Origin of the sequence: Lysobacter soli (genome assembly GCF_009755585.1) — a bacterium.
Taxonomy (GTDB): Bacteria; Pseudomonadota; Gammaproteobacteria; order Xanthomonadales; family Xanthomonadaceae; genus Lysobacter_J; species Lysobacter_J soli.
This window is the reverse complement of sequence record NZ_CP046603.1, coordinates 1766681-1789429: the sequence shown is the minus strand read 5'-3', so window position 1 is coordinate 1789429 and position 22749 is coordinate 1766681. Positions and strand designations below refer to the sequence as shown.

19 protein-coding genes are annotated in these 22749 nt (G+C 66.8%); 3 read left to right on the top strand and 16 right to left on the bottom strand.

The window, feature by feature from the left end; translation table 11 throughout:
• Positions 1-93: 93 nt before the first annotated feature.
• Positions 94-1299, top strand: a complete 1206-nt coding sequence (locus GOY17_RS08055; RefSeq protein WP_157029978.1) for a TraB/GumN family protein — start codon at positions 94-96, stop codon at positions 1297-1299.
• Positions 1300-1317: 18 nt separating this feature from the next.
• Here the strand turns inward: GOY17_RS08055 and GOY17_RS08050 are convergent, their stop codons facing one another.
• The 4 genes from GOY17_RS08050 to GOY17_RS08035 form a co-directional block, all read right to left on the bottom strand.
• A complete protein-coding gene (locus GOY17_RS08050) occupies positions 1318-2082 on the bottom strand; it encodes a DUF817 domain-containing protein (protein WP_232338562.1) in 765 nt (254 codons plus the stop codon).
• A 234-nt stretch (positions 2083-2316) separates the two neighbouring features.
• On the bottom strand, positions 2317-5433 hold the full coding sequence (locus GOY17_RS08045; protein ID WP_157029976.1) for an efflux RND transporter permease subunit: 3117 nt from the start codon (positions 5431-5433) through the stop codon (positions 2317-2319).
• A gap of 12 nt (positions 5434-5445) precedes the next feature.
• A complete protein-coding gene (locus tag GOY17_RS08040; RefSeq protein WP_232338561.1) occupies positions 5446-8919 on the bottom strand; it encodes an efflux RND transporter permease subunit in 3474 nt (1157 codons plus the stop codon).
• Positions 8920-8934: 15 nt separating this feature from the next.
• Complete coding sequence (locus tag GOY17_RS08035; protein ID WP_115840524.1) at positions 8935-10068, bottom strand: efflux RND transporter periplasmic adaptor subunit; 1134 nt, start codon at positions 10066-10068, stop codon at positions 8935-8937.
• Positions 10069-10368: 300 nt separating this feature from the next.
• On the opposite strand from GOY17_RS08035, the gene GOY17_RS08030 reads away from it, so the two are divergent.
• The gene (locus GOY17_RS08030) at positions 10369-10770 is read left to right on the top strand and encodes a c-type cytochrome (RefSeq protein WP_115840993.1); all 402 of its coding nucleotides are present in this window, start codon (positions 10369-10371) and stop codon (positions 10768-10770) included.
• Between the two features lie 8 nt (positions 10771-10778).
• Complete coding sequence (locus GOY17_RS08025; RefSeq protein ID WP_115840525.1) at positions 10779-11234, top strand: c-type cytochrome; 456 nt, start codon at positions 10779-10781, stop codon at positions 11232-11234.
• A gap of 166 nt (positions 11235-11400) precedes the next feature.
• On the opposite strand, the gene GOY17_RS08020 is transcribed toward GOY17_RS08025, so the two are convergent.
• The 12 genes from GOY17_RS08020 to GOY17_RS07965 form a co-directional block, all read right to left on the bottom strand.
• Positions 11401-12117 (bottom strand): YiaD family glycine zipper/OmpA-like lipoprotein, encoded by a 717-nt coding sequence (locus GOY17_RS08020; protein WP_157029975.1) that lies wholly within the window; start codon positions 12115-12117, stop codon positions 11401-11403.
• 103 nt (positions 12118-12220) lie between these two features.
• Positions 12221-13639 (bottom strand): WS/DGAT/MGAT family O-acyltransferase, encoded by a 1419-nt coding sequence (locus GOY17_RS08015; RefSeq protein ID WP_232338560.1) that lies wholly within the window; start codon positions 13637-13639, stop codon positions 12221-12223.
• 112 nt (positions 13640-13751) lie between these two features.
• Entirely contained in the window at positions 13752-15188 is a 1437-nt protein-coding gene (locus tag GOY17_RS08010; RefSeq protein WP_157029973.1) for a cryptochrome/photolyase family protein, read from the bottom strand.
• A 77-nt stretch (positions 15189-15265) separates the two neighbouring features.
• Positions 15266-16378 carry an alanine racemase gene (alr, locus tag GOY17_RS08005; RefSeq protein ID WP_198173857.1) on the bottom strand — a complete coding sequence of 371 codons (1113 nt, stop codon included), beginning with the start codon at positions 16376-16378 and terminating at the stop codon, positions 15266-15268.
• Between the two features lie 174 nt (positions 16379-16552).
• A complete protein-coding gene (locus GOY17_RS08000) occupies positions 16553-16894 on the bottom strand; it encodes a glycine zipper 2TM domain-containing protein (RefSeq protein ID WP_157029971.1) in 342 nt (113 codons plus the stop codon).
• 71 nt (positions 16895-16965) lie between these two features.
• Positions 16966-17181 carry a KTSC domain-containing protein gene (locus GOY17_RS07995; RefSeq protein WP_198173856.1) on the bottom strand — a complete coding sequence of 72 codons (216 nt, stop codon included), beginning with the start codon at positions 17179-17181 and terminating at the stop codon, positions 16966-16968.
• Positions 17182-17269: 88 nt separating this feature from the next.
• Positions 17270-18682, bottom strand: a complete 1413-nt coding sequence (locus GOY17_RS07990) for a replicative DNA helicase (RefSeq protein WP_115840532.1) — start codon at positions 18680-18682, stop codon at positions 17270-17272.
• Positions 18683-18877: 195 nt separating this feature from the next.
• A complete protein-coding gene (locus GOY17_RS07985) occupies positions 18878-19186 on the bottom strand; it encodes a hypothetical protein (RefSeq protein ID WP_115840533.1) in 309 nt (102 codons plus the stop codon).
• A 166-nt stretch (positions 19187-19352) separates the two neighbouring features.
• A complete protein-coding gene (gene rplI / locus GOY17_RS07980) occupies positions 19353-19805 on the bottom strand; it encodes a 50S ribosomal protein L9 (RefSeq protein WP_115840534.1) in 453 nt (150 codons plus the stop codon).
• Between the two features lie 154 nt (positions 19806-19959).
• A complete protein-coding gene (rpsR, locus tag GOY17_RS07975; protein WP_031372470.1) occupies positions 19960-20190 on the bottom strand; it encodes a 30S ribosomal protein S18 in 231 nt (76 codons plus the stop codon).
• 23 nt (positions 20191-20213) lie between these two features.
• On the bottom strand, positions 20214-20636 hold the full coding sequence (gene rpsF, locus GOY17_RS07970; RefSeq protein WP_115840535.1) for a 30S ribosomal protein S6: 423 nt from the start codon (positions 20634-20636) through the stop codon (positions 20214-20216).
• Between the two features lie 262 nt (positions 20637-20898).
• Positions 20899-22704 carry a DUF885 domain-containing protein gene (locus GOY17_RS07965; RefSeq protein ID WP_157029969.1) on the bottom strand — a complete coding sequence of 602 codons (1806 nt, stop codon included), beginning with the start codon at positions 22702-22704 and terminating at the stop codon, positions 20899-20901.
• Between the last annotated feature and the right edge of the window lie 45 nt (positions 22705-22749).

Below are 22749 nucleotides of genomic sequence, written 5' to 3'. Positions count from 1 at the left end.
CACGACGGCGCCTGCGGGCGCCGTCTTGCTGCAGGACTCCCCGCTCCATGCCGATCCACGCTGCACCGTCCGTTTCCGTCGAAGGGCGCCTCGATGTCTGAGTCGCTGCAGGCTTTGCTCGAACGCCAGCCGCACGCGATCGTCGAACGCGACGGCGTGCGCTACACGCTGCTCGGCACGGCGCACGTGTCGCAGGCGAGCGTGGAAGCGGTGCGCGACGCCGTCGGCAGTGGCGCGTTCGATGCGGTCGCGGTCGAACTGGATCCGCAGCGCCTGACGGCGTTGACCGATCCGGACGCGATGGCGCGCATGGACCTGGTCGAGGTCATCCGCAAGGGCAAGACGGCCCTGTTTGCCGCGAACCTCGCGTTGGCCGCGTACCAGCGCCGGCTGGCCGAACAGCTTGACGTCGAGCCCGGCGCCGAACTCAAGCGCGCCGTGCTCGAAGCGCGCCAGCGCGACCTGCCGGTGCACCTCATCGATCGCGACGTCGGCCTGACCTTCCGTCGCGCCAGCGCGGGGCTCGGTTTCTGGGGCCGCATCAAGCTCGGCGCCGGGCTGATGACCGCGCTGTTCGTCGACGAGGAAGTCGGCGAGGCGGACATCGAAAAGCTCAAGCAGGGCGACATGCTGGAATCGAGCTTCAGCGAGTTCGCCAGCGACAGCCCCGAGCTGTACGAAGCCGTCATCGCCGAACGCGACCGCTACATGGCCGCGCGCCTCCGCGAGACGCACGGCGACGCGCGCGAAGTGCTCGCGGTCGTCGGCGCGGGACACCTGCAAGGCCTCGCGCGTCACCTGCGCGAGGAAACGCGCGATCCGGAAGCGATCCGCACCGAGCTCGAAACGGTTCGCAAGAAGAGCAAGACGCCGTGGCTGGGCATCGCGATCGTCGCGTTCATCGTCGCCGCCATCGGCGTGGGCATCTGGCGCGGCGGCTTCGCGATGGGCGCCGACCTGCTGCTGCAATGGGTCGTGTGCACCGCCGGTTTCGCCGCACTGGGCTGCGCGCTGGCGACGGCGCATCCGCTGAGCATCCTCACGGCCGCCCTGTTCGCACCGCTCAAGCCGTTCCGCCTGGGCGTGCCGACCGGCACGTTCAGCGCGCTGACCGAAGCGCGCATCCGCAAGCCGACCTACGCCGATTTCATGTCGCTGCGCGACGACGTGCAGACCGTTCGCGGCTGGTACCGCAACCGCGTGGCGCGCGTACTGCTGACGTTCCTGCTCACCAACCTGGGGTCGATGATCGGCGCCTGGACGGGCCTGTTCCGCATCGGTGGGCGGCTGCTGCACTGATCGCTACTGCGCGGCCGCTCATGGCCCATCGGATCGTCTTGGTGGATGCACCAGCGTCACCAGCACCACCGAGATGATCATGAGCAGGAACCACGAGCCGAGCTTGGCCGGAGAGACCGGTATCCAGGTGTGCATCTGGTTCGGATAGAGCCAGATGCTCGACCACGTCGCCACGTTTTCTGCGATCCAGATAAATGTCGCCACCAGCACGAACGCGAGCAGCTGCGGCATCGCGAGCGTCCCTTCGAGCAGGCTAAACTGCATCCGAACGCGGCCGAACGTCAGCGCCGTCGCGATGAACAGCCCGATCCGCAGATCGGGCATGAAGTGATGCGCGAAGAAGTTGACGTAGATTGCAGCGGCCAGTGCGATCGTGATAGAGCGCCGCGGGTAGCGGTCGAGGCGGATGTCGAAGATACGAACCACGCGTGCCATGTACGAGCCGACCGCGGCGTACATGAACCCGCTGAACAACGGCACCGCGCCGATGCGAAACACGCTCTCCTCCGGATAGGTCCAGGAACCCATGTGGGTCTTGAACACTTCCATCGCCGTGCCGACGACATGGAAAACGAGGATGACGATCGCTTCGCGCGGGCGTTCGAGTCCGGTCGCCACCAACGCGATCTGTATAGCGACCGCCATCAAGAACAGCGCGTCGTAACGGGCGAGCGGCATCGTATCGGGCCAGTACACGCGCGTGCCCAGCATGGCGGCCAACAGCAGCGCGCCGAACAGGCTCGCCCACGCCTGCCGGACGCCGAACACGAGGAGTTCGACCAACGCGCGCCATGCGAGGCTCGCCGGCCGCTTGTCGAGGAAGAACCCACCCCATTGCCGCAGTACGACGTCCACTTCGCCTCTCCGATGGCTGACGTGGGCACGTTGGCCGGCATGCGCGAAGTGGCGAGGTCGACGCGGTGAAGCGAAAGTGAAGTGGCACGGGCATCGCGCGGGTAGAAACGGAAAGGGAGGCCAGTCGGCCTCCCTTTCAGTTTCACCGGACGGCAGGTGCGCTTACTCCACGTGCACTGCCGTGATCGTCGCCCCACCCATCGGGCCTTCCACCTGCTTGCCGCGTGCCCGGCGGATCATGCGCGAGGTGCTGTTGCGCAGGTCGTCAAGCATCGCGTAGATGGTCGGCAGGAACAGCAGGCTGACGACGGTGGAGAACGCCAAGCCGCCGGCGATCGCACGCGCCATCGGGTAGTACGGCGGGCCGTCGCCGCCGATCTGCGTCTGCGTCAGCGAGATCGGCACCATCGCCAGGATCGCCGTACCCATCGTCATCAGGATCGGGCGCAGTCGCTCCTTGCTGCCTTCCACCAGCGCGTCGGTGCGCGAGTAGCCGCGACGGCGCAGGTTGTTGATGTGCTCGATCATCACGATGCCGTTGTTCACCACCACGCCCATCAGCACCAGGATGCCGATGAAGGCCATGATGTTGAACTCGGTGCCCGTCAGCCAGAACAGCCAGAACACGCCGAAGACCGAGAACAGCACGCCGGTCATGATCGCCGAGGGGAACAGCAGCGACTCGAACACCGCCGCCATCACCACGTAGATCATGATCAGCGCGATCAGCAGGTTGAACATCATCTGCTTGTTCGCCTCGGCTTCGTCCTCGAACGCGCCCGACTCGAAGGTGTAGTTGTAGCCGGCCGGGAACGCGACCGCCTTCAGCACGTCCTCCATCGCCGTACGCGCTTCGGGCACGGTGATCTTGTCGCCGAGGTTGGCCTGGATCGCCACCGTCGTCTGCCGATTCGCGCGCTGGATCTGCGTCGCCGACGGTTTCACTGCCACGTCGACCATCGCCAGCAGCGGCACGGTGCGGCCGTCGGGCGCGCGCACCGTGAAGCTGGCGACGTCCTTCATGCCGAAGTCTTCTGCGCCCGCAAAACGCACCCACACCGGCACTTCGGTGTCGCCGCGACGGAACTCGCGCAGCGGCGCGCCGCGCAGCGCGAGGCCGACGAAGCTGGCCACTTCCTGCGCGCTGAAGCCGAACGATGCCGCACGTTCGCGATCCACGCGCACCGACAGCTCGCTGTTCTGGTCGCCGATGTCCACGCGCACGTCGCGCAGTTCCTTGCGCTTGGCGAGGATGGGCACGATGTCGTTGGCCAGTTCGACCAGCGTTTCGGTCGAATCGCCCACCAGCTGCACCTGCACGTTCTGGCCCGGGCCGCCGCCGCCACCGCCGCCGCCACCGCCCTGGTTGCCGATGCCGATGTTGGCGCGCGCCGACTTCGGCAGGTCCTTGCGGAGCTGTTCGACGATGCCCTTTGACTCGCTGATCTTCTTGGTGTCGAAGGTGATGCGCGTGCCGCCCCAGCCCTGCTCGCTGTAGTACGAGTAGATCTGGGTGATGTTGTACTTCTTGCGGTTCGCGTCCAGGAACTTCTCGATCTTGAGGATCTCGTCGGACATCTGCTCCTTCGTGTACGCGCCCTTCCACTGGTAGAAGATGTTCGTCTCGGTGCCGTCGTCGCCGCCGAACATGTTCTTCTTGGTGAGCTGGAACGGCACGATGCTGACCGCGATGATCATCAGGATGCCGAGCACCGCCTTGCCGCGGTGTTCCAGCGTCCAGCGCAGGAAGGTCGCGTAGCGCTTCTGCATGCGCGGGATGATGCCGCGGTCGGAGCGCACCGCCGGCGGGGTCTTCAGGCGCGCGGAGATCATCGGGATCAGGCTCACCGCGACCAGCCACGAGGCCAGCAGCGAGACCGAGATCGTGATGGCGATCTGCGACAGGTAGATCGACAGGAAGTTGCGCTCGCCGAACAGGTTCGGCAGGAACACGATGCAGTGGCACAGCGTGCCGGCCGACAGCGCGATGGCCACGTGCTTGGTGCCCAGGATCGAGGCGAGCACCGGCTGGTCGGGCATGCGCTCGCGCTCCTGGTAGATGCTCTCCACCACCACGACCGCGTTGTCCACCAGCATGCCGACCGCCAGCAGCAGGCCCATCATCGACAGGATGTTGAGCGTGACGCCGGCGAAGTACATGAAGCCCAGCGTCATCACGAAACAGATCGGGATGGCCAGCGTCACCATCAGCGTCGACGGCCAGTGGCGCAGGAAGAAGAACAGCACCGCGATCGACAGCACCAGGCCGATCGCGCCGGCCTCGGCCAGTTCGAGCAGCGACTTGGTGACGTTGTCGCCCTGGTTGTCGATGATGATGATGCGGATGTCGGACAGCTCGGGCTGCTTGCGGATCGCCTCCACTTCCGCCAGCGCCTTGCTGGAGACATCCACGAGGTTCGCGTTGCGTTCCTTGAAGATGTCCAGGCCGATCGCCGGACGGCCGTCGAGGCGGCGCCCGTAGTTCATGCGCTGCGGCTTCAGCCGCACCTGCGCGATGTCGCCCAGTCGCACACCCGTGTTGTTGATCACCAGGTCGCGCAGCTGCTGAAGGTCGACGATCTCGCCTACCGGCTGCACGCGCAACCGGCGGCCGCCGTCGTCGATCTGCCCGGCGGAGATCGAGAAGTTCACCGCCTTCAGCCGCTCGTTGAGATCGTTGAGGCTGAGGTTGTGCGCGGTGAGGCGGTCGGGATCGATCGCGATTTCCACCTCGTTCGGCGCCGCGCCCGTGACGTCCACGCGCGCCACGCCCGGGATGCGCTCGATGCGGCGCTTGAACTCGCGCTCGATCATGTCGTACGAGCCGGTCAGGTCGCTCTTGCTGGCCAGTCGTACGCGCAGGACGGGCTCGTCCGTCGTGGAGAACTTGAAGACGTTGAAGCGCTGCAGGTCGTCGGGCAGGTCGTCGCGGATCGCGTCGATGCGTTCGCGCGCCTCCGACGCCGCGATGGCCACATCGCGGTTCCAGTCGGAGAACTGCATGAAGATCTCGGCGCCGTCGGCACGCGCGTTCGCGTCCATGCGCTTGATGCCGGTCATCGTCGACAGCGCTTCCTCCACCGGACGCAGCAGCGTGCGCTCCACCTCCTCGGGGGTGGAGCCGGTGTAGGGCAACTGCACGAAGATGAAAGGCGGCGAGACTTCCGGAAAGGCCTCAAGCGGCAGGCGGATCGCCGCGATGAGGCCGATCACGAACAGCGACACGAAGAACATGATCGCCGTGACGGGCCGCTTGATGCTGAGCTCGGCAATACTCATCGCGCGCGCTCCTCAGACCGGCTCGGCATGGCCGCCGGCGCCTTCGCCCGTGGCGACCGCCCCGTGCGTGCGCTTGGCGCGGTTGACGTAGTAGTCGTCCGCGCGGCGATCCAGCAGGTCGTACACCACCGGGATCACCACCAGCGTCAGCAGCGTCGAGACCAGCAGGCCGCCGATCACGGTGATCGCCATCGGTGAGCGCACTTCCGCGCCCTCGCCCACGGCCACCGCCAGCGGCAGGAAGCCGAACAGCGTGCAGGTCGTGGTCATGATGATCGGGCGCAGTCGCGAACGCGCGCCTTCCACCAGCGCCTCGCGCTTGGCGACACCCGCCTCGCGCAGCTGGTTGACCTTGTCGACCAGAATGATCGCGTTCTTCACCACCAGGCCGACCAGCAGGATCAGGCCGATGAACACCACCACCGACACCGGCGAATTGGTGAGCAGCAGCGCGAGCACCGCACCGACCAGCGCCAGCGGGATGGTGAACAGGATGACGAACGGATGCAGCAGCGATTCGAACTGCGAGGCCATCACCAGGTACACCAGGAACACCGCCAGGCCGAACGCGAACAGCAGCGCATTGACCGATTCGGCGAGTTCCTCGCCCTGGCCGCCGATATGCATGCTCACGCCGGCGCCGAGCGGCTCCTTCGAGACCATGTCCTGGACTTCGCGAACGGCCGTGCCGAGGTCGATGTCGCGCAGGTTCGCCGAGACGATCGCCACGCGCACCTGGTCGGCGCGGTGGATCTCGCTCGGACCTGTCGTGGCGACCACGTCGGCGACCGAGTCCAGCGTCACCGGGCGGTTACTGCCCGGGTTCACGATCAGGCGACGGATGCTGTCGACCGATGCGCGATCGGTTTCGCGTGCGCGCACCAGCACGTCGATCTTGCGATCGCGGAAGCTGTAGCGCGTGGCGACGTCGCCGCGCACCTTCTTCACCACGACGTCGGCGATCTGGCGCGTGGTCAGGCCGAGTGCGCCGGCGCGATCCTGGTCGAAGCGGATCTGGATTTCCGGGAAGCCCTCTTCCACCGTCGACTTCACGTCGGCGTAGTGCGGATTGGCGCGCAGCAGCTTGGCCATGCGCTGACCCGCCTGCTGGATGCTTTCCAGGTCCTGCCCGCGCAGCTCGATTTCCAGCGGCGTGGAGAAGCTGAAGAGCTCCGGACGGGCGAAGTCGACCTGCGCACCGGGATGCGCCGTCATCGTTTCGCGCAGGGCTTCGGTCTCGCGCGCCTCGACGTCCTTGCTGCCGCCGTTTTCCATCACGACGGTGAGCTTGCCGATGTTCTCGCCGCTCTCGGTCGGGTTGGCGTCCAGTCGCGTGCCGCTACCGCTCACGCCGTATAGCGCGCGGATGCCGTCGTCCTTCGCGTGCTTGAGCTGCAGCTCGCGCACCAGGGCGTCGGTCTCGCGCAACGGCGTACCGGGCGGAAGCTTCACGGTCATCTCGAAGCGGTCCTGCGCCAGCTGCGGGATCAGGTCAGCACCCAGCAGCGGCACGGCGAGCAGCGTCAGCGCGAAGGCCACCGCCGCCGAACCGAGCACCAGCACCGGACGGTTCAACGCGTTCGGCAACAGCTTCAGGTAGCCGCGTTCGGCACGGGCGTAGGGCGCCATCGCGAGGTCACTGAGCTTGCGCATGACCGGACCGACCACAGCGACCAGTCCGCGCCATGCACGCACGATCAGCCAGGCGATGCCGAAGAAGAACGAACGCAAGGTCCAGCCGATGCCGCGCTTGGTGTACGCCAGCGGCATGCCGAGCTTCGTCTTCGGCTCCCAGCGCGGATGCGGCGCTTCTTCCGGGAAGGCCATCGGCGGGCGGCCCTTGAGCGCGCTCAACATCGGGATCAGCGTCATCGAGACGATCAGCGAGATGCCGATGGCGAGCGCCACCGTCAGCGCCTGGTCGCGGAAGAGCTGGCCCGCGATGCCCTGCACGAACACCAGCGGCAGGAACACGGCGATCGTCGTCAACGTGGACGCGACCACGGCCATGCTGACCTCGCGCGTGCCGGCGATGGCGGCGTCGAGGATTCCGAGGCCTCGCTCCCGCGCCTTGGCGATGCTTTCCAGCACGACGATGGAGTCGTCCACCACCAGGCCGGTCGCGAGCGCCAGGCCGCCGAGCGACATGACGTTGAGGCTCAGGCCCATCTGGCCCATGAAGAAGAACGTCGCGATGATCGACACCGGCAGCGACAGGCTGATGACGAATGTGCTCCAGCCATCGCGCAGGAACAGGAAGATGATCAGCACCGCCAGCGCGCCGCCGATCACCGCGTCCTTCTTGACGTCGGAGATCGCGTGGCGGATGAACTGCGACTGGTCGTCGATCGTCGTCAGTTCGACGTCCGGCGGCACCTGCTGCTTGAGTTCGTCCAGACGCTTCTGGATCGCGTCGGCCGTGGCGACCGTGTTCGCGTCGCCTTCCTTGTAGATCGCCAGTTCGACCGCTTCCTTGCCCGCCAGGCGGATGATCGCCTCGCGTTCCTTGAAGCCCTGCCGCACGTCGGCGATGTCCTTCAGGCGCACAGGCATGCCGCCGGCGACGGTCGCGCCGCCACCGGAATTGGCGCTCTGCACCGAGGCCGCCGCCGCCATCGCTTCGGCCGAACCGGTCTGCGCCGCGATCGCCGCCATCTGCGCCGCCGCCGAAGCCGCCGCGCTGTCGCCGCCGCTCTGCGTGGTAACTAGCATCTCGCGCATTTCCGGCACGCTGGCGAACTGGTTCACCGTGCGCACGAGGTAACGCTGCGAGCCCTCTTCAAGACGGCCGCCCGAGATGTTGATGTTTTCCTGCTGCAGGCGCTGGATGACGGTGTCGATCGGCAGGTTCAGCTGCGCGATCTTCTGCTGGTCGATGTCGACCTGGATTTCGTCTTCCAGGCCGCCGCCGACCTTGACCGCGGCCACGCCTTCGACCGGCTCGAGCTTCTTCTTGAGGTCGTCGTCGGCATAGCGGCGCAGCGCGGTGAGCTGGCGCATGGCCTCGGTGTCGCTCGACGCGTCGGTCTTGGGCGACAGCGCGATGCGGAGGATCGGTTCGGTCGACGGATTGAAGCGCAGCAGCACCGGGGCCTTGGCTTCAAGCGGAAGTTGCAGCACTTCCATCTTGTCGCGGACTTCCAGGCTGGCCTGGTCCATGTCGGTGCCCCAGGCGAATTCGAGCACGACATCGCTCTGGCCCGTGCGCGAGACCGACTTCAGCTTGCGCAGCCCCTTGACCACGCCGACGGCTTCTTCCACCGGCTCGCTGATCAGGGTTTCGATTTCCGACGGCGCCGCACCGGTGTATTCGGTGCGGACCGTCAGCGTGGGATAGCTCAGATCCGGCAGCAGGTTGACCTTGAGGTCGCCCAGCGCGATCAGGCCGAAGAGGACGAAAGTGAGGGTCACCATCGCCACCGTCACACGACGGCGCGTGGAGAACTCCACCAGGTTGAAACCGGGCGTGTGCGCGTGTTGCGTCACGTGGGTTCTCCGCGATTAACGCTTGGTTTCGGGTTTGGCGACGGAAGCGACTTCCTTCTTCGCCTGCGGCTGGCCCAGCACCTGCACGACCGAACCGTCGCGCAGCGCGGTCTTGCCGGCGACGACGACCTGCTCGCCTTCCTTCACGCCGTCGCGCACTTCGGCCCACGAGCCGTCCATGTAGCCCAGCTTGACCGGCACGCGCTTGGTCTTGTCGCCGGTGACGACGAACACCGCGGGGTCGCCGTCGTCTTCCAGCAGCGCCACGCGCGGCACGACGAGCGCGTCGGCGCGCTGGTCGTAGTCGATCTTGATGCGGCCGAACATGCCCGGCTGCAGGATGCCGTCGCCCTTGAACGCGCAGACCACGCGGAAGGTGCCGCTGCCCGAGTCCACGACCGGCGACACGCGATCCACCGTGCCCTGGAACGTCTTGCCCGGCAGCGCGTCGACGACGAGCGCGACCGGCAGGCCGGCCTTGAGCGTCACCAGTTCGCGCTCGGGCACGTTAAGCGTGGCTTCCAGGCGCGAGGTGTCGACGATGCGGAAGATCGGCGTGTTGATCTGGACGAAGTTGCCGGTCTTGATCGAACGCGAGGCGATCACGCCGGAAATCGGCGCCTCGACGTTCGCGTACGACAGTTCGAGGTTGGCCAGGCGATTGGCGGCGCGCGCATTCTCCAGGTCGTAGCGGAGCTGGTCGTTGTCGTTGGCGCTGAGCAGCTTCTGGTCTGCCATCTGCCGGGCGCGGTTGTAGTTCGCTTCCAGCTTGCGCATCGCGGCGCCGGTCTGGGCGGCCTGCAGCTGCGAACGGGCGGAATCGAGGCGAACCAGCGTCTGGCCCGCGCGGACCGGCTGGCCCTCTTCGACCATCACGTTGAGCGCGACGCCCGAGGTCTTGGCGACCACCTGCGACTCGGCCACCGGCTCCAGCGGCGCGGTGCCGGTGTAGCTGGCGGCAACGGCGCGGCGGGAGGCCTTGGCGACCTCGACCGGCACGGCTTCAGGGCCCTTCTTGTCTTCCCCGGCCTTGGCCTGGGCCTCGCCCTCGCCCCCGCCCTTGCAGGCGCTCAGCAGCAACAGGCACGGCAACAGGACGACAGCGGCGCGGGCAAAACCACGGCTGCGATTTCGGGTGAAGTGACGCATGAATTGGACCCCAAGGTGGCTGAGACCGGTGCTTGTGCCGGTGTTGTATGTAGGTATATCACCGCCCCAGTCACCTTCCATCCGCCGAAGGTCATGGTGACTGGAGCCACGTCGTTCGAACGCGCCCGAAAAGCGCGACGCCGGTACGCAAGAACCATCGATGCAAAAAGGGGCGGCTGCGTTGCAATCCGAACCATGGCTATACTTGCCGACTCTTGCGCGGCCGCCTTAATGGGGAGGCGCCACGCAGCCAGCACTAGAACCTTTCGCTAGCCATTCGAGATTGCGGACTACGACATGATGCGACCGCTGATGATCGCCGCCTGCTTCCTGCTGACCGCCACCGCATTCAGCGCGTCGGCACAGGACGCCCAGGCTCCCGCCGCCCCGGCCGCTGCTCCTGCAGCCGCGACCCCGACGGCACCGGCTCCGACGGCTCCTGCCCAGCTCAAGGGCGATGCCGCCCGCGGCAAGCAGCTCACCTACACCTGCCAGGGCTGCCACGGCGTCACCGGCTACAAGAATGCGTATCCGAACTACCACGTGCCGCGCATCGGCGGGCAGTCGGAGGTCTACCTGACCAACGCGTTGACCGAATACAAGAAGGGCACGCGCAAGCACCCGACGATGCAGGCCCAGGCGCAGAGCTTCTCGGACCAGGACATCGCCGACATCGCCGCCTTCCTTTCGACCGTGAAGTGAGCAGATCCATGACGAACCCGGCCTTGACCAACAAGTTCCTCGCCATCGCCCTGCTCGCCTCCATCGCGCTCGCCGGCTGCTCGGGCGGCGACACGCCGGCCGAGCATTCGGCCGCCGATCGCGCCGAAGGCCACACCTCGTCGTCCGCAGGCCTGCCGGCCGGCCACATCGCCGCGGGCGAGAAGCTGGCGCAGACCAAGGGCAAGGCCACGGGCCAGTCGTGCTTCGACTGCCACGGTGCCGAGGGCAATGCGCCGATCGACGAGACCTACCCGAAGCTCGCCGGCCAGTACTACGACTACATCGCGCACTCGCTGCAGGCGTATCGCGATGGCGACCGCGACCATCCGCTGATGTCGAGCCAGGCGAAGGACCTGACCGACCAGCAGATCGCCGACCTCGCCGCCTACTTCGGTTCGCGCAAGGGTTCGCTGCAGGACCTGCACGGCATGCACCACGACTGATCGCGTCCTCGCGACCGGTACGAAAAGGCCCGCGCAAGCGGGCCTTTTTGTTTGCGTCTGGATCGCCCGGTGTCGAACTGCATTGCGTGCCGGGCTGGATCCGTCGCCAGAAAAAAGAAACGGGCCGCATGGGCGGCCCGTTTCTTCGTGCATGTCGTGGCGGCGATCAGGACTCGATCGGCACCAGCGTGATCTCGACGCGGCGGTTCTGTGCGCGGCCGGCTTCGGTGTCGTTGCTGGCGATCGGACGGCTCTTGCCGGCGCCGACGACGATGAAACGTTCGCGGTTCAGGCCGCGGCTCTGCAGGTAGCTCGACACGGTGTTGGCGCGCTGTTCGGACAGCTTCTGGTTGTAGGCATCGCTGCCGACGCTGTCGGTGTGGCCGGCGACTTCGATCACCGTCTGGTTGTACTCCTGCAGCGTGCGCGCGACGTTGTCGAGCACCGGGTAGAACTCGGGCTTCAGGTTCGACTTGTCGAAATCGAAGGTGATGCCGCTGGGCATGTTGAGCGTGATGTTGTTGCCCTGGCGGACGACGTCCACGCCGGTGCCGGCGGTCTGCTGGCGCAGCGCGGCTTCCTGGCGGTCCTGATAGTTGCCGATGGCCGCACCGGCGAGGCCACCGACGCCCGCGCCGACGAGCGCGCGCTGGCGACGTTCAGTCGCGTCGTCGCCACTGAGCAGGCCCGCGGCGACGCCGGCCAGCGCGCCGATGATCGCGCCCTTGCCCGTCTTGCTCATGCCCTGCTGCTGGCCCTGCTGCTGCGGTTGCTGCTGCTGCGGATACGGCTGGCCGTAGTAGTTACCGCCGCCGGTGGCGCAACCGGCGAGCAGCGCGGTGGTGACGACGGCCACACACGCGGCCTTGACGAAATTCTTCATGGAGTGGTCCTTGCTGGAAGACTGGCTTTTAAGCCGGGGATCGATGAACGCGCACAAGCTAACCGCGTTCACGTCTCGCGCAAGTGATCGTCGCGTCCGATGTTCAGTCGGCGGCAGGGATCAGCGCCCGTGCCGCATCCGCATCGAGGCGCACGTCCCAGTTTCCCATCAGCGCCAGGTACAGCAGTTTGTCGAACTCCGCCCCGAAGCGGCGGATCACCGCATCGGGATCGGGAATCAGGCGACCATCGGAGATCAATCCGAAATGCACGCGGCCGTTGTAGCTGAGGATCGAGATCCCAATGCCGATCGAACCGGTCTGCGGCACCCAGAACATCATCTCGCGCAGCATGCAGCCGGCCAGGTACAGCGGCTGCTGCGGACCGGGCACGTTGGTCGCCACCGCGGTCGCCTTGCGACTGAACAGTTCCAGCGCCAATCCCTGCATCGACGCGGGCGCCATGCCGAGTGCGGCGAGCAATCCGTAGGCGACGATGGCCTGACGCGAGCGCTTCAGGTCTTCCATGCATTGCGCAACACGTTCGAGGCGCCGGATCGGATTGTCCTCGCCGACCGGAAGATCGAGGAACACCAGGCCGAAGTGATTCCCGAGCTTGCGCGCATGTTCGAGCGGCCGCAGGTTCACCGGTACCGTCGCACGCAGCGTGAGGCCGTCGACGTGGTCGCCGCGCTCGATCATGTAGCTGCGCAGCGCGCCGGCGGCGGTCGCCATCAGCACGTCGTTGACGGTGCAGTCGCAGGCGCGGCCGACGGCCTTCACTTCCTCCAGGTCCAGCGGTTCGGCCCATGCGACGCGCTTGCTGGTGCCGAGGCGCCCGCGCAGCATCGACGGCGGGTCATCGGACAGCGACAACGCGTGCAGCAGTTCGCGCGCGATCTCCCCGCCCTCCTTCGCCAGCACTGCGGCCAGCGAAGGATCGCGGTACATCTCCAGCCCCTTCTCCACGACCTTGCTGCCCAGTTGCACGTAGCGATCCACCGCTCCGACGCGACGCGCGACGCCGGCGTGCTCCTTCTTGAGCCAGGTGCGCGGCAGTTCGCTTCCGTCTCCCTCGTCGGGTTGCGTGTCGGTTAGCGACAACAGCACCTGCACCAGCGCGATGCCGTCGGCGTAGCTGTGGTGAATGCGCGCGACCAGCGCCGAGCCGCCGCCGTCGAAACGTTCGACCAGATGGAACTGCCACAGCGGTCGATCGTGGTTTAGCGGCGAGGACGCAAGCTGGCTGACGAAGCGCTCCAGCGCGCGCTTGTCGGCGCGACCGGGCAACGCGGCGTGCTGCACGTGCCAGTCGAGGTTGAAGTTCAGGTCGTTTTCCCACTGCGCGCCGGCCGGCGTGACCACCGCCTTCTGGCGGAATCGCCGATAGGACAGGAAGCGCTGCTTCACCACGCGCTTGAGGCGTTCCAGCGACATCGGTTCGGCGAACATCAGCACGCCGGTGATCATCATCGGGTTGGTCGGGCGCTCCATGCGCAGCCACGCCGTGTCGACCCGCGACATCGGTTCGCGGCGACCGCGCCGGCGTGCTCCAGTCCGTGTCGCCATGGCCGTCGGCTCTCCCGTGCGTGACCGGCCGAGTGAATCACGGCCTCGCGAGCAGCGTCAACGCGGCTCAGCCGCGCAGCTTGCGGTACGCCGCCAAAGCCGAATCGCGCCCGGCGCCCATGTCGACCAGCGGCTGCGGCGGATAGTCCGGTGCCACGCGGCGCAGCGCCTGCGGGTCCTGCCAGGGCGAAAACCGCAGCGGCACCGGCAGCCGGGCGAGCTCCGGCACCCAGCGCGCGATGTAGCGCCCGTCGGGATCGAACTTCGTCGCCTGCAGCACCGGATTGAACACCCGAAAATACGGCGCCGCGTCCGCGCCCGTGCCGGCGACCCACTGCCAGCCGAGCGTGTTGTTCGCCAGGTCCGCATCAACCAGCGTGTCCCAGAACCAGCGCGCGCCGTGGCGCCAGTGGTAGCGCAGGTGCTTGGTCAGGAAGCTCGCGACGATCATGCGCACGCGGTTGTGCATCCACCCGGTGTGCCATAGCTCGCGCATGCCGGCATCGACGATCGGCACGCCGGTACGTCCCTGCTGCCAGTCGGCCAGCTGCGCCTGCGACAGCTTCGACCACGCGAAGTCATTGAAGCGCTCGTCGAAATTGCGATCCGGCGTTTCCGGGAAGTGATGCAGCAGGTGATGCGCGAACTCGCGCCATCCCAGTTCGCGCAGGAAAGCGTCGATGTCCGCACCGTTTCCGGCCGTGCGTTCGCGTTCCAGCACCGACGCCACGCGCCACGGCGCGATCTCGCCGAAATGCAGGTGCGGCGAAAGGCGCGACGTGCCGATGCGGTCGGGCCGGTCGCGCTGGTCGCGATACCCGCGCAGCGCGCCGTCGACGAAGGCGTCCAGCGCCGCGTACGCGCCGGCCTCGCCGGGCGTCCATTCGTCCCAGAAGGTGCGATCCCAGCCGAGCTTCGGTGCGAGCTTGAGCGCCTCCAGCGGCACGCCCGCCGGACCTTCGTCGCTGTCGGGCAGATGCTTTGGCGCCTCGATGCAGAGGCCGAGCTGCCACTGCGCCAGCAGCGTCTTCCAGTACGGCGTGAACACCTTGAACGGCAGGCCCTGCTTGTTCCGCACCGTCCACGGTTCGAACAGCAGCGCGGCGTTGAAGCTCTCCACGCGGACGCCCTGCTGGCGCAGCGTGGTCTTGATGTTCGCGTCGCGGCGCTCGTACGCCGGCTCGTATCGGCGGTTCCAGAAGACCGCTTCGGCACCGGTGGTGGCGATCAGCGACTGCAGCGTCGCCAGGCTCGGTCCGAAGAAGTGGCGCAGGTGCGAACCACGCTCGCGCAGCGCGGCGTCGAGCGCGGCCAGCGAGCGATGGCGCCAAGCGTCCGATGCGGCTCCGGGCGCCCAGTCGCCGCCTTCATCGGGCGCGTGGATGTAGACCGGGATCGGCACGTAGCCGTTGTCGAGCGCCGCCTGCAGCGCCGGGTTGTCGTCCAGGCGCAGGTCGTTGCGGAACCACACCAGCGCAAGCGCGTTGGATTCGCCAGCGGACATCGGCCACCCGGGAAAGCGGAACGGAATCGTTCCGCAAGTATGCCCAAGGCGCGCAACGGCGCGTCAATGCGCCGGGGTCAGCCGCCGCGGTATTCGCGCGGAATGCGGTCGTTGAGGCCGACCAGGATCTCGTAGGGAATCGTGCCTGCGAGCGTCGCGACGTCCTCGGCGCGGATCGCGTCCCCGCCCTGCTCGCCGATCAGCACGACGTCGTCCTCGTTGAACGCGCTGTCGCCGCCGATGTCGACCATGAACTGGTCCATGCACACACGCCCGACGATGGGATACCGGTGCCCCCGGATCAGTACCGAGCCGCGCGACGACAGCGAGCGCGGGAAGCCGTCGCCATAGCCGATCGGCACCGTTACCACGCGCGTGTCGTGGTCCGACCGCCACGTCGCGCCATAGCTCACCGGATTGCCCGCCTTCACCACCTTGAAGTACACGACCTGCGAGCGCAGCGACATCGCCGGCTTCACGTCGATGGTGCGTTGCGAGGCGGGATCGGGCAGCACGCCGTACAGCACGATGCCGGGGCGGACCATGTCCAGCCAGGTCTGCGGGAAATGGAGCACGCCGCCGGAATTGGCCAGATGCCGCAGCGGCATCGGCGCGCCCAGGCGTTCGATGTGCGCGCAGGCGTCATGGAAGCGCTCGACCTGCTTGCCCGTCATGTCCGACGACGGATCGTCCGAGCATGCCAGGTGCGAATAGATGCCCTTCAGCACGCACCACTTCGACGCGACCGCCGCCTCGACGAACGACTTCGACGAATAGCTGTGGACGCCGATGCGCTCCATGCCGGTGTCGATCTTCAGGTGGATCACGGCCTTGCGGCCCATCGCCTCGGCGGCGGCTTCCACCTGCCGCAGCTTGTCGAGCGAGGACACGGTGATTTCCAGGTCGTGCGCGATGAACTGCGCCACCTGCGGCCCGAAGATGCCGCCGAGCACCAGCACCGGCGCGGTGATGCCGGCGCGGCGCAGCGCGATGCCTTCCTCGACGAACGCGACGCCCAGTTGCTCCACGCCCTGCGCCTGCAGATGCAGCGCCACCGGCACCAGCCCGTGGCCGTAGGCGTTCGCCTTCACGATGCCCATGACGGGCACGCCGACGTGCGCGCGGATGGCGCGGAGGTTATGCGAAAGGTTATCGAGATCGACCGTGATGCGAGTCGGACGCTCGCTCACGGCGGGAGGCATGCCAGGCGTGGAGTGCACTGCGTGTCCGGTGCGGGGGGCTCGGACTCGCATTCTAGCGAGGGATGGAGCTACCCAACTCGGCTAGAGCCCCTCTCCCGCATGCGGGAGAGGGGCTGGGGTGAGGGCTGGAACGATGATGCTCGGGCCTCGATTCACGGCGCCTCAATCGCACCGCCGTTCGATCACCGTTTCAGTTTTCTTCTGCTGGTTGTCCTGGATCTTGCGGCCCGCGAACGCACCGCCGACGGCGCCTGCCGCCGTGGCGATCTTCTTGCCGCTGCCGCCGCCGACCTGGTTGCCCAGCAGACCGCCGACGAGACCGCCGGCGACGGTGCCGGTGACCTTGTGCTCGTCCTTCACTTCCTTGGGCTTCTGGACTTCCACGTCGTAGCAGTGCTTGCCCTTCGTGGACGAACTGCCCGACTGCCATGCCATCGCGGGGCCGGCAAGCGCGAAGGCAGCGACCGACACGATGAGGATGCGGGAGACAGGGAAACGACGCATGACGGCTCTCCTATGGCGACCGCATTCACGCTGCGCCGGACGCCGTTACGGGGGCGTCAATCCGCGCCGGTTCACCGCCTGCGCGTTCGCAGGGCTTCATCTTCGTCCACGTGTTCGTAGTCGAAGCCCGCGTTGCGGAGGTGTTCCGCGAAAAACTGCCCGTGAGAATCGGCGGCCATGAGGCCGGCGTGCAGATGCGGCGGAACGTCGAAGTAGCGGTAGATCTCGCCGCTGGTGAACTCGACCTCGAGCACGCGCCGGTCGGCGTCGTAGCCGACGCTGGTCATGGCTTCCGATTCCACGCGTACCCGTTCCATCGGCAGCGGACGTTACCGCTGCGCGCGTTACATCGACGTCGATGTGGCGCGGCAGGAATTACTCGAAGCTGCCGACCGAATCGTGCGACAGGTTGTCGAAACGCGTGTACTCGCCGAAGAACTTGAGCTTGATCGAGCCGGTCGGGCCCGAACGCTGCTTGCCGATGATGACCTCGGCCAGTCCCTTGTCCGGCGAGTTCTCCTTGTTGTAGTAGTCGTCGCGGTAAATGAACATGATCATGTCCGCGTCCTGCTCGATGGCGCCCGATTCGCGCAGGTCGGCCATCACCGGGCGCTTGTCGGTACGCGTTTCCAGCGAGCGGTTGAGCTGGGACAGCGCGATCACCGGCACCTGCAGTTCCTTCGCCAGGCCCTTGAGCGAACGCGAGATCTCGGAGATTTCCGTCGCGCGGTTCTCGCTGTTGCCCGGCACCGACATCAGCTGCAGGTAGTCGATGACGATCAGCCCCAGGCCGTGCTCGCGCTTGAGGCGGCGCGCCTTGGCCGACAGCTTCACCGGCGACAGGCCGGGCTCGTCGTCGATGAAGATCTTCACTTCGCGCAGCTGGCGGATCGCGCCGGTGACACGGCTCCAGTCCTCGTCTTCCAGCTGGCCGGTACGCAGGCGCTGCGCGTTGACGCGGCCGACCGATGAGATCAGGCGCATCGCCAGCTGCGAGGCCGACATTTCCATCGAGAACACCGCCACCGGCAGCTTGCTGCGGAAGGCGGCGGTCTCGGCCATGTTCAGCGCGAGCGTCGTCTTGCCCATCGCGGGACGCGCGGCAAGGATGATCAGGTCGGTCTTCTGCAGGCCGGCCGTCATCATGTCCAGCTCGGTGTAGCCGGTCGACAGGCCGGTCACGCCGCTGCCGTTGGTGTAGCGCGTCTGCAGCGTGTCGAAGGCTTCCGACAATGCCTTGGTGACCGGCGTGAAGTCGGTCTTTCCGTTGGTGTTGGCCTGCGCGATCGCCAGCACCTGGCGCTCCGCTTCCTCGAGGATTTCAGCCGAGTCGCGACCGTCCGGCTGGAAGCCATCGTTGACGATGCCGGTGCCCACGTCGATGAGCTGGCGCAGGATCGCCTTGTCGCGGACGATCTCGGCGTAGGCGGCGATGTTGGCAGCCGACGGCGTGTTGGTCGCCAGTTCGATCAGGTAGGCGCCACCGGCGACCTGCTCGCTCAGGCCCTGAGATTCGAACCATTCGCCGAGCGTGACGGCGTCGAACGGCCGGTTCTTCTCGGCCAGTTCGCTGATGGCGCGAAAGATCAGCTGGTGATCCCGGCGATAGAAATCCTGGTCGCTGAGCTGGTCGGCGATGCGGTCCCAGGAATCGGGCGCGAGCATGAGGCCGCCGAGCACGGCCTGTTCGGCCTCGATCGACTGGGGCGGCACGCGCAACTGGTCCATGCGCTGCTCATTGCGCGTCTCGAACCGTTTTTCCCTGCGAAAACCAGGTCGTGCGCTCATGCCCTCAGTCACCTTTTCCGTGCGCCGTCGCGCCGGCCGTGTCGTTATCGCGGGTCGGGCATCGTAGACGCGGAACGTGTCGGGGCGTTGCAGATAAGTCTGTGGATATCGCGTGGATACTCATGCCGGGCATGGAGCCACGGCCTTGTCGCAGCAGGTGCGACGCCCGCCACGCGACGGGCGGTTGGATCGACGTCAGCCGACGGTCGCGATTCCGGCGCGGCTGCGCATCCCCGGCGAGATGACCGACAGCAGGTCGTCCAGCGCCTCGTCTCGCCAGCGGCCGATGCGCCGCGGCTGCAGCGCACCGGCGATGTGCTGGTCGATCAGGCGGGCGATGATCGGGAATACCGTGTCGGCGTCGGCTTCGCAGGCGTCGCGAAGGCTGGCGGCGATGAGGTCGGCGAAGGAGAGCGGCGCGGACGGGAGCGTGCAGTCCTGCAACGAAGCCAGGGTGAGCTCGAGCGACGGGTCGAGCGCGGGAAGGTCGAGGCGCTGGTCCATGGCGGCGGCGATATCGGGAGAAGTGCCGCGACTGTGTCACGCACTATCCCGACGCCCTATCGGAATAATCCGAAAACGCCCTCCGCTCTTCCTACGCGGAAGTTCGACGCAAAAAGAAAGGGCGCCCGGAGGCGCCCTTTCCTTCAAGCTCGTGCGGTGACCGCGATCAGGCGACTTCGCCGACCACGATGACCTTGACGGTGGCTTCGATGTCGGCGTGCAGGTGCACGACGATCTCGTATTCGCCGGTGCGACGCAGCGGGCCTTCGCCCAGCACGACTTCCGACTTCTCGACCTTGTGGCCGTGCTTGGTCAGCGCATCGGCGATGTCGCGCGGCGTGATCGAGCCGTACAGCTTGCCTTCGGTCGAGGCGTTCGCGGTGATGGTCACCTCGACGCCTTCCAGCGCGGCCTTGCGGCCTTCGGCGCCTTCCAGGGCAGCCTTGGCCTTGGCTTCGTACTCGGCGCGGCGCGCTTCGAACTCGGCCAGGTTGGCGGCGGTCGCCGGGGCGGCCTTGCCGTACGGGATCAGGTAGTTGCGGCCGAAGCCCGGCTTGACGTTGACCTTGTCGCCGAGCTTGCCGAGGTTCTGCACGTTCTGCAGGAGGATCAGTTGCATGGTGTTGCTCCGTATTCGTTAGCGAGCCGGGGGCCCGCAGCGGTGGCTGTCCGAATGACGTCTCTCAGGCGCTCATTGCAAAGCGCCAAATCGAAGTCCGGTTTTCGTGAAGAGTCCGCACATGGATGTGCGGGCTCCTGCGGAGGGATCCGCGTTACGCGTTGTGGTTGTCGGTGTACGGGATCAGGGCCAGGAAACGGGCGCGCTTGACGGCCGTTGCCAGCTGGCGCTGGTACTTCGACTTGGTACCGGTCACGCGGCTCGGCACGATCTTGCCGGTCTCGGTGAGGTACTGGCGCAGGGTGTTGAGATCCTTGTAGTCGATCTCCTTCACACCCTCGGCGGTGAACTTGCAGAACTTGCGGCGACGGAAGAACTTGGACATGAGTGTGTGCTCCTAGGGCGTGATCAGGCGGCTTCGGCGTTGTCGTCGGAAGACTCGTCGGCGGTGCCGACGCCTTCCTCGTCACGGCGGCGACGCTCGCCACGCTCGGGCTTGTCGCCCTTCTCGTCCTTGTACTTCATGATCAGCGACTGCTCGGTGTCGGCTTCGTCGCGCTTGATCACCAGGTGGCGCAGGACGGCGTCGTTGAAACGGAAACCGTCGACCAGCTCGTTCAGGACGTTCTGGGTGCACTCGATGTTGAGCAGCACGTAGTGGGCCTTGACCAGGTTCTCGATCGGGTAGGCCAGCTGGCGACGACCCCAGTCTTCCAGACGGTGGATCTTGCCTTCGCCGCCTTCGATCAGGCCCTTGTAGCGCTCGACCATGGCCGGCACCTGCTCGCTCTGGTCCGGATGGACCAGGAACACGACTTCGTAATGACGCATTGTGTGATTCCTTGTGGATGATGGGCGCGGGCGTTTGCCGCGTCCGGATCAGCCCCCCGGCACCCGGAACTGGGCGCGGTGGAGCAAGGTCTCCCGCCGGCCGGGGCCGTGGGAGCCGGAAAGTATGGCGGATCAAAGGGTTGAAGGCAAACGGGCGGCTACTTAGCCGGGCGGGCCACTACAGCCATTCCTGGCGGGACGCATCCGGCTTCTGGGAGCCCTGCCCGGCCATCCGTGGCCGGGCGTTCGCAGCCGGCCGAATCTACGGCTCGCGGGCGCGTCGGCTCATCCAGTCGTCGATATGCGCCTCCAGCGCCTCCAGCGGGACCGAGCCCGTCTCCAGCACCGCGTCGTTGAACTCGCGCAGGTCGAACTTCGGGCCCAGCTGCTTCGAGGCTTTCTCGCGCAGCTCGGAGATCTTCAGCTGGCCGATCTTGTAGGCGAGCGCCTGGCCCGGCCAGCCGATGTAACGGTCGATCTCGTTGACCACGTCCTGGCGGGTCTTGGGCGAGTTGTCCATGAAGAAGGCGATGGCCTGGTCGCGGGTCCAGCCCTTGCTGTGCATGCCGGTGTCCACGACCAGCCGCACGGCGCGCCACATGTCGTAGGCGAGCTGGCCCATCCGGTCGTACGGGTCGTCGTACAGGCCCATGTCGTAGCCCAGGCGCTCCGCGTACAGGCCCCAGCCCTCGCCGTAGGCGACGAAGTACCCGACGCGGCGGAACATCGGCACGTCCGGCAGTTCCATGCCGCGCGCGAACTGGAAGTGGTGCCCCGGCACGGCCTCGTGCAGCGACAGCGGCATCATTTCCCACTTCGGCCGCACTTCCGGCTTGTAGAGGTTCACGTAGTAGAAGCCCGCCCGCGTGCCGTCCACCGCGCCGGGCTGGTAATACGCGGTCGTTGTGTCGGGCGCGATGTTGTCCGGGATCGGCCGCACGCCGTACGGCAGGCGCGGAATGGTCTTGAAGACCTTCACCAGTTCCGGATCGATGCGCTTGGAGATCGCCTGGTAGGCGGTGAACAGCTCCTGCGGCGTCTTGTAGAAGAACTTCGGGTCGGTGCGCAGGTGTTCGAAGAACTCCGGCAGCGTGCCCTTGAAGCCGACTTCGGCCTTGATCTTCTCCATCTCCGCGCGGATGCGCGCGACTTCCTTCAGGCCGATCTGGTGGATCTCATCGGCAGACAGGTCCGTCGTGGTGAAGTAGCGCGCCACGAAGTCGTAGTAGGCCTTGCCGTCGGGCAGGTCGACCGCGGCGATCGACGTGCGCGTCCTGGGCAGGTAATCGTCCTTGAAGAACGTCGCGAACTGGCGGTACGCGGGCACGATGTTCTTGGCGATGACCTGCTTCGCCTCGGCCTGCAGCGCGGCGCGGTCCGCCGCCGCGATGCCGTCGGGGAACTTCGCGAACGGCTTGTAGAACGGGCTCTTGGCCGGATCGTCGACCAGCTGCGATTGGATCTGCGCCGGCACGCGCTCCATCAGCACACGCGGCGGCGTGTTGCCGCTGGCGGCGCCCTCGCGCAGCAGGGCCTGGTTCTGCTCGCTCAGCTTCGGCAGCGCGCGCATGCGGGCGAGCCAGTCGCGGTAGTCCTTCACCGTGGCGAACGGCAGCACCTCGGCGATGCCTTCGGCGGTCTGCACGCCGCCGCTCAGGCCGATCGGCTGCAGGTATTCGCGGTACTTCTGGCGTTCGACCGCCTTCTCCAGGCTCCACGCGAACACGTCGTAGCTGAGGCGGTCGTCTTCGGTCAGCGCGTTGCGGTCGATCGCCTTCAGCCGCTGCAACGCCTTGCGATCGCCTTCCGTGCGCTGCTCGATCGCCGGCAGGCTCATGTCGGTCCAGCGGTCGTTGTAGCGCTTGTCGCCGCGCCAACTCGCTTCTTCCGGGTTCTCGCGCATGCCGCGCTCCCACTCCTCGTCGAACAGCGCGTGCAGCGCCTTCGCGGCGGGAGACTGGGCGGAAGCGTTCGGCGCGGCGCTCGTCGTGGATGGCGCCTGTGCGAAAACGGGCGAAGCGGACAGGCAGGCGGCGACGGCCGCGGCGAGCAGTGCGTGTCGAAGCATGGGCAATCCCCCGGAAGATCGTTGGCCGAGTCTAGCGGCCCTCGC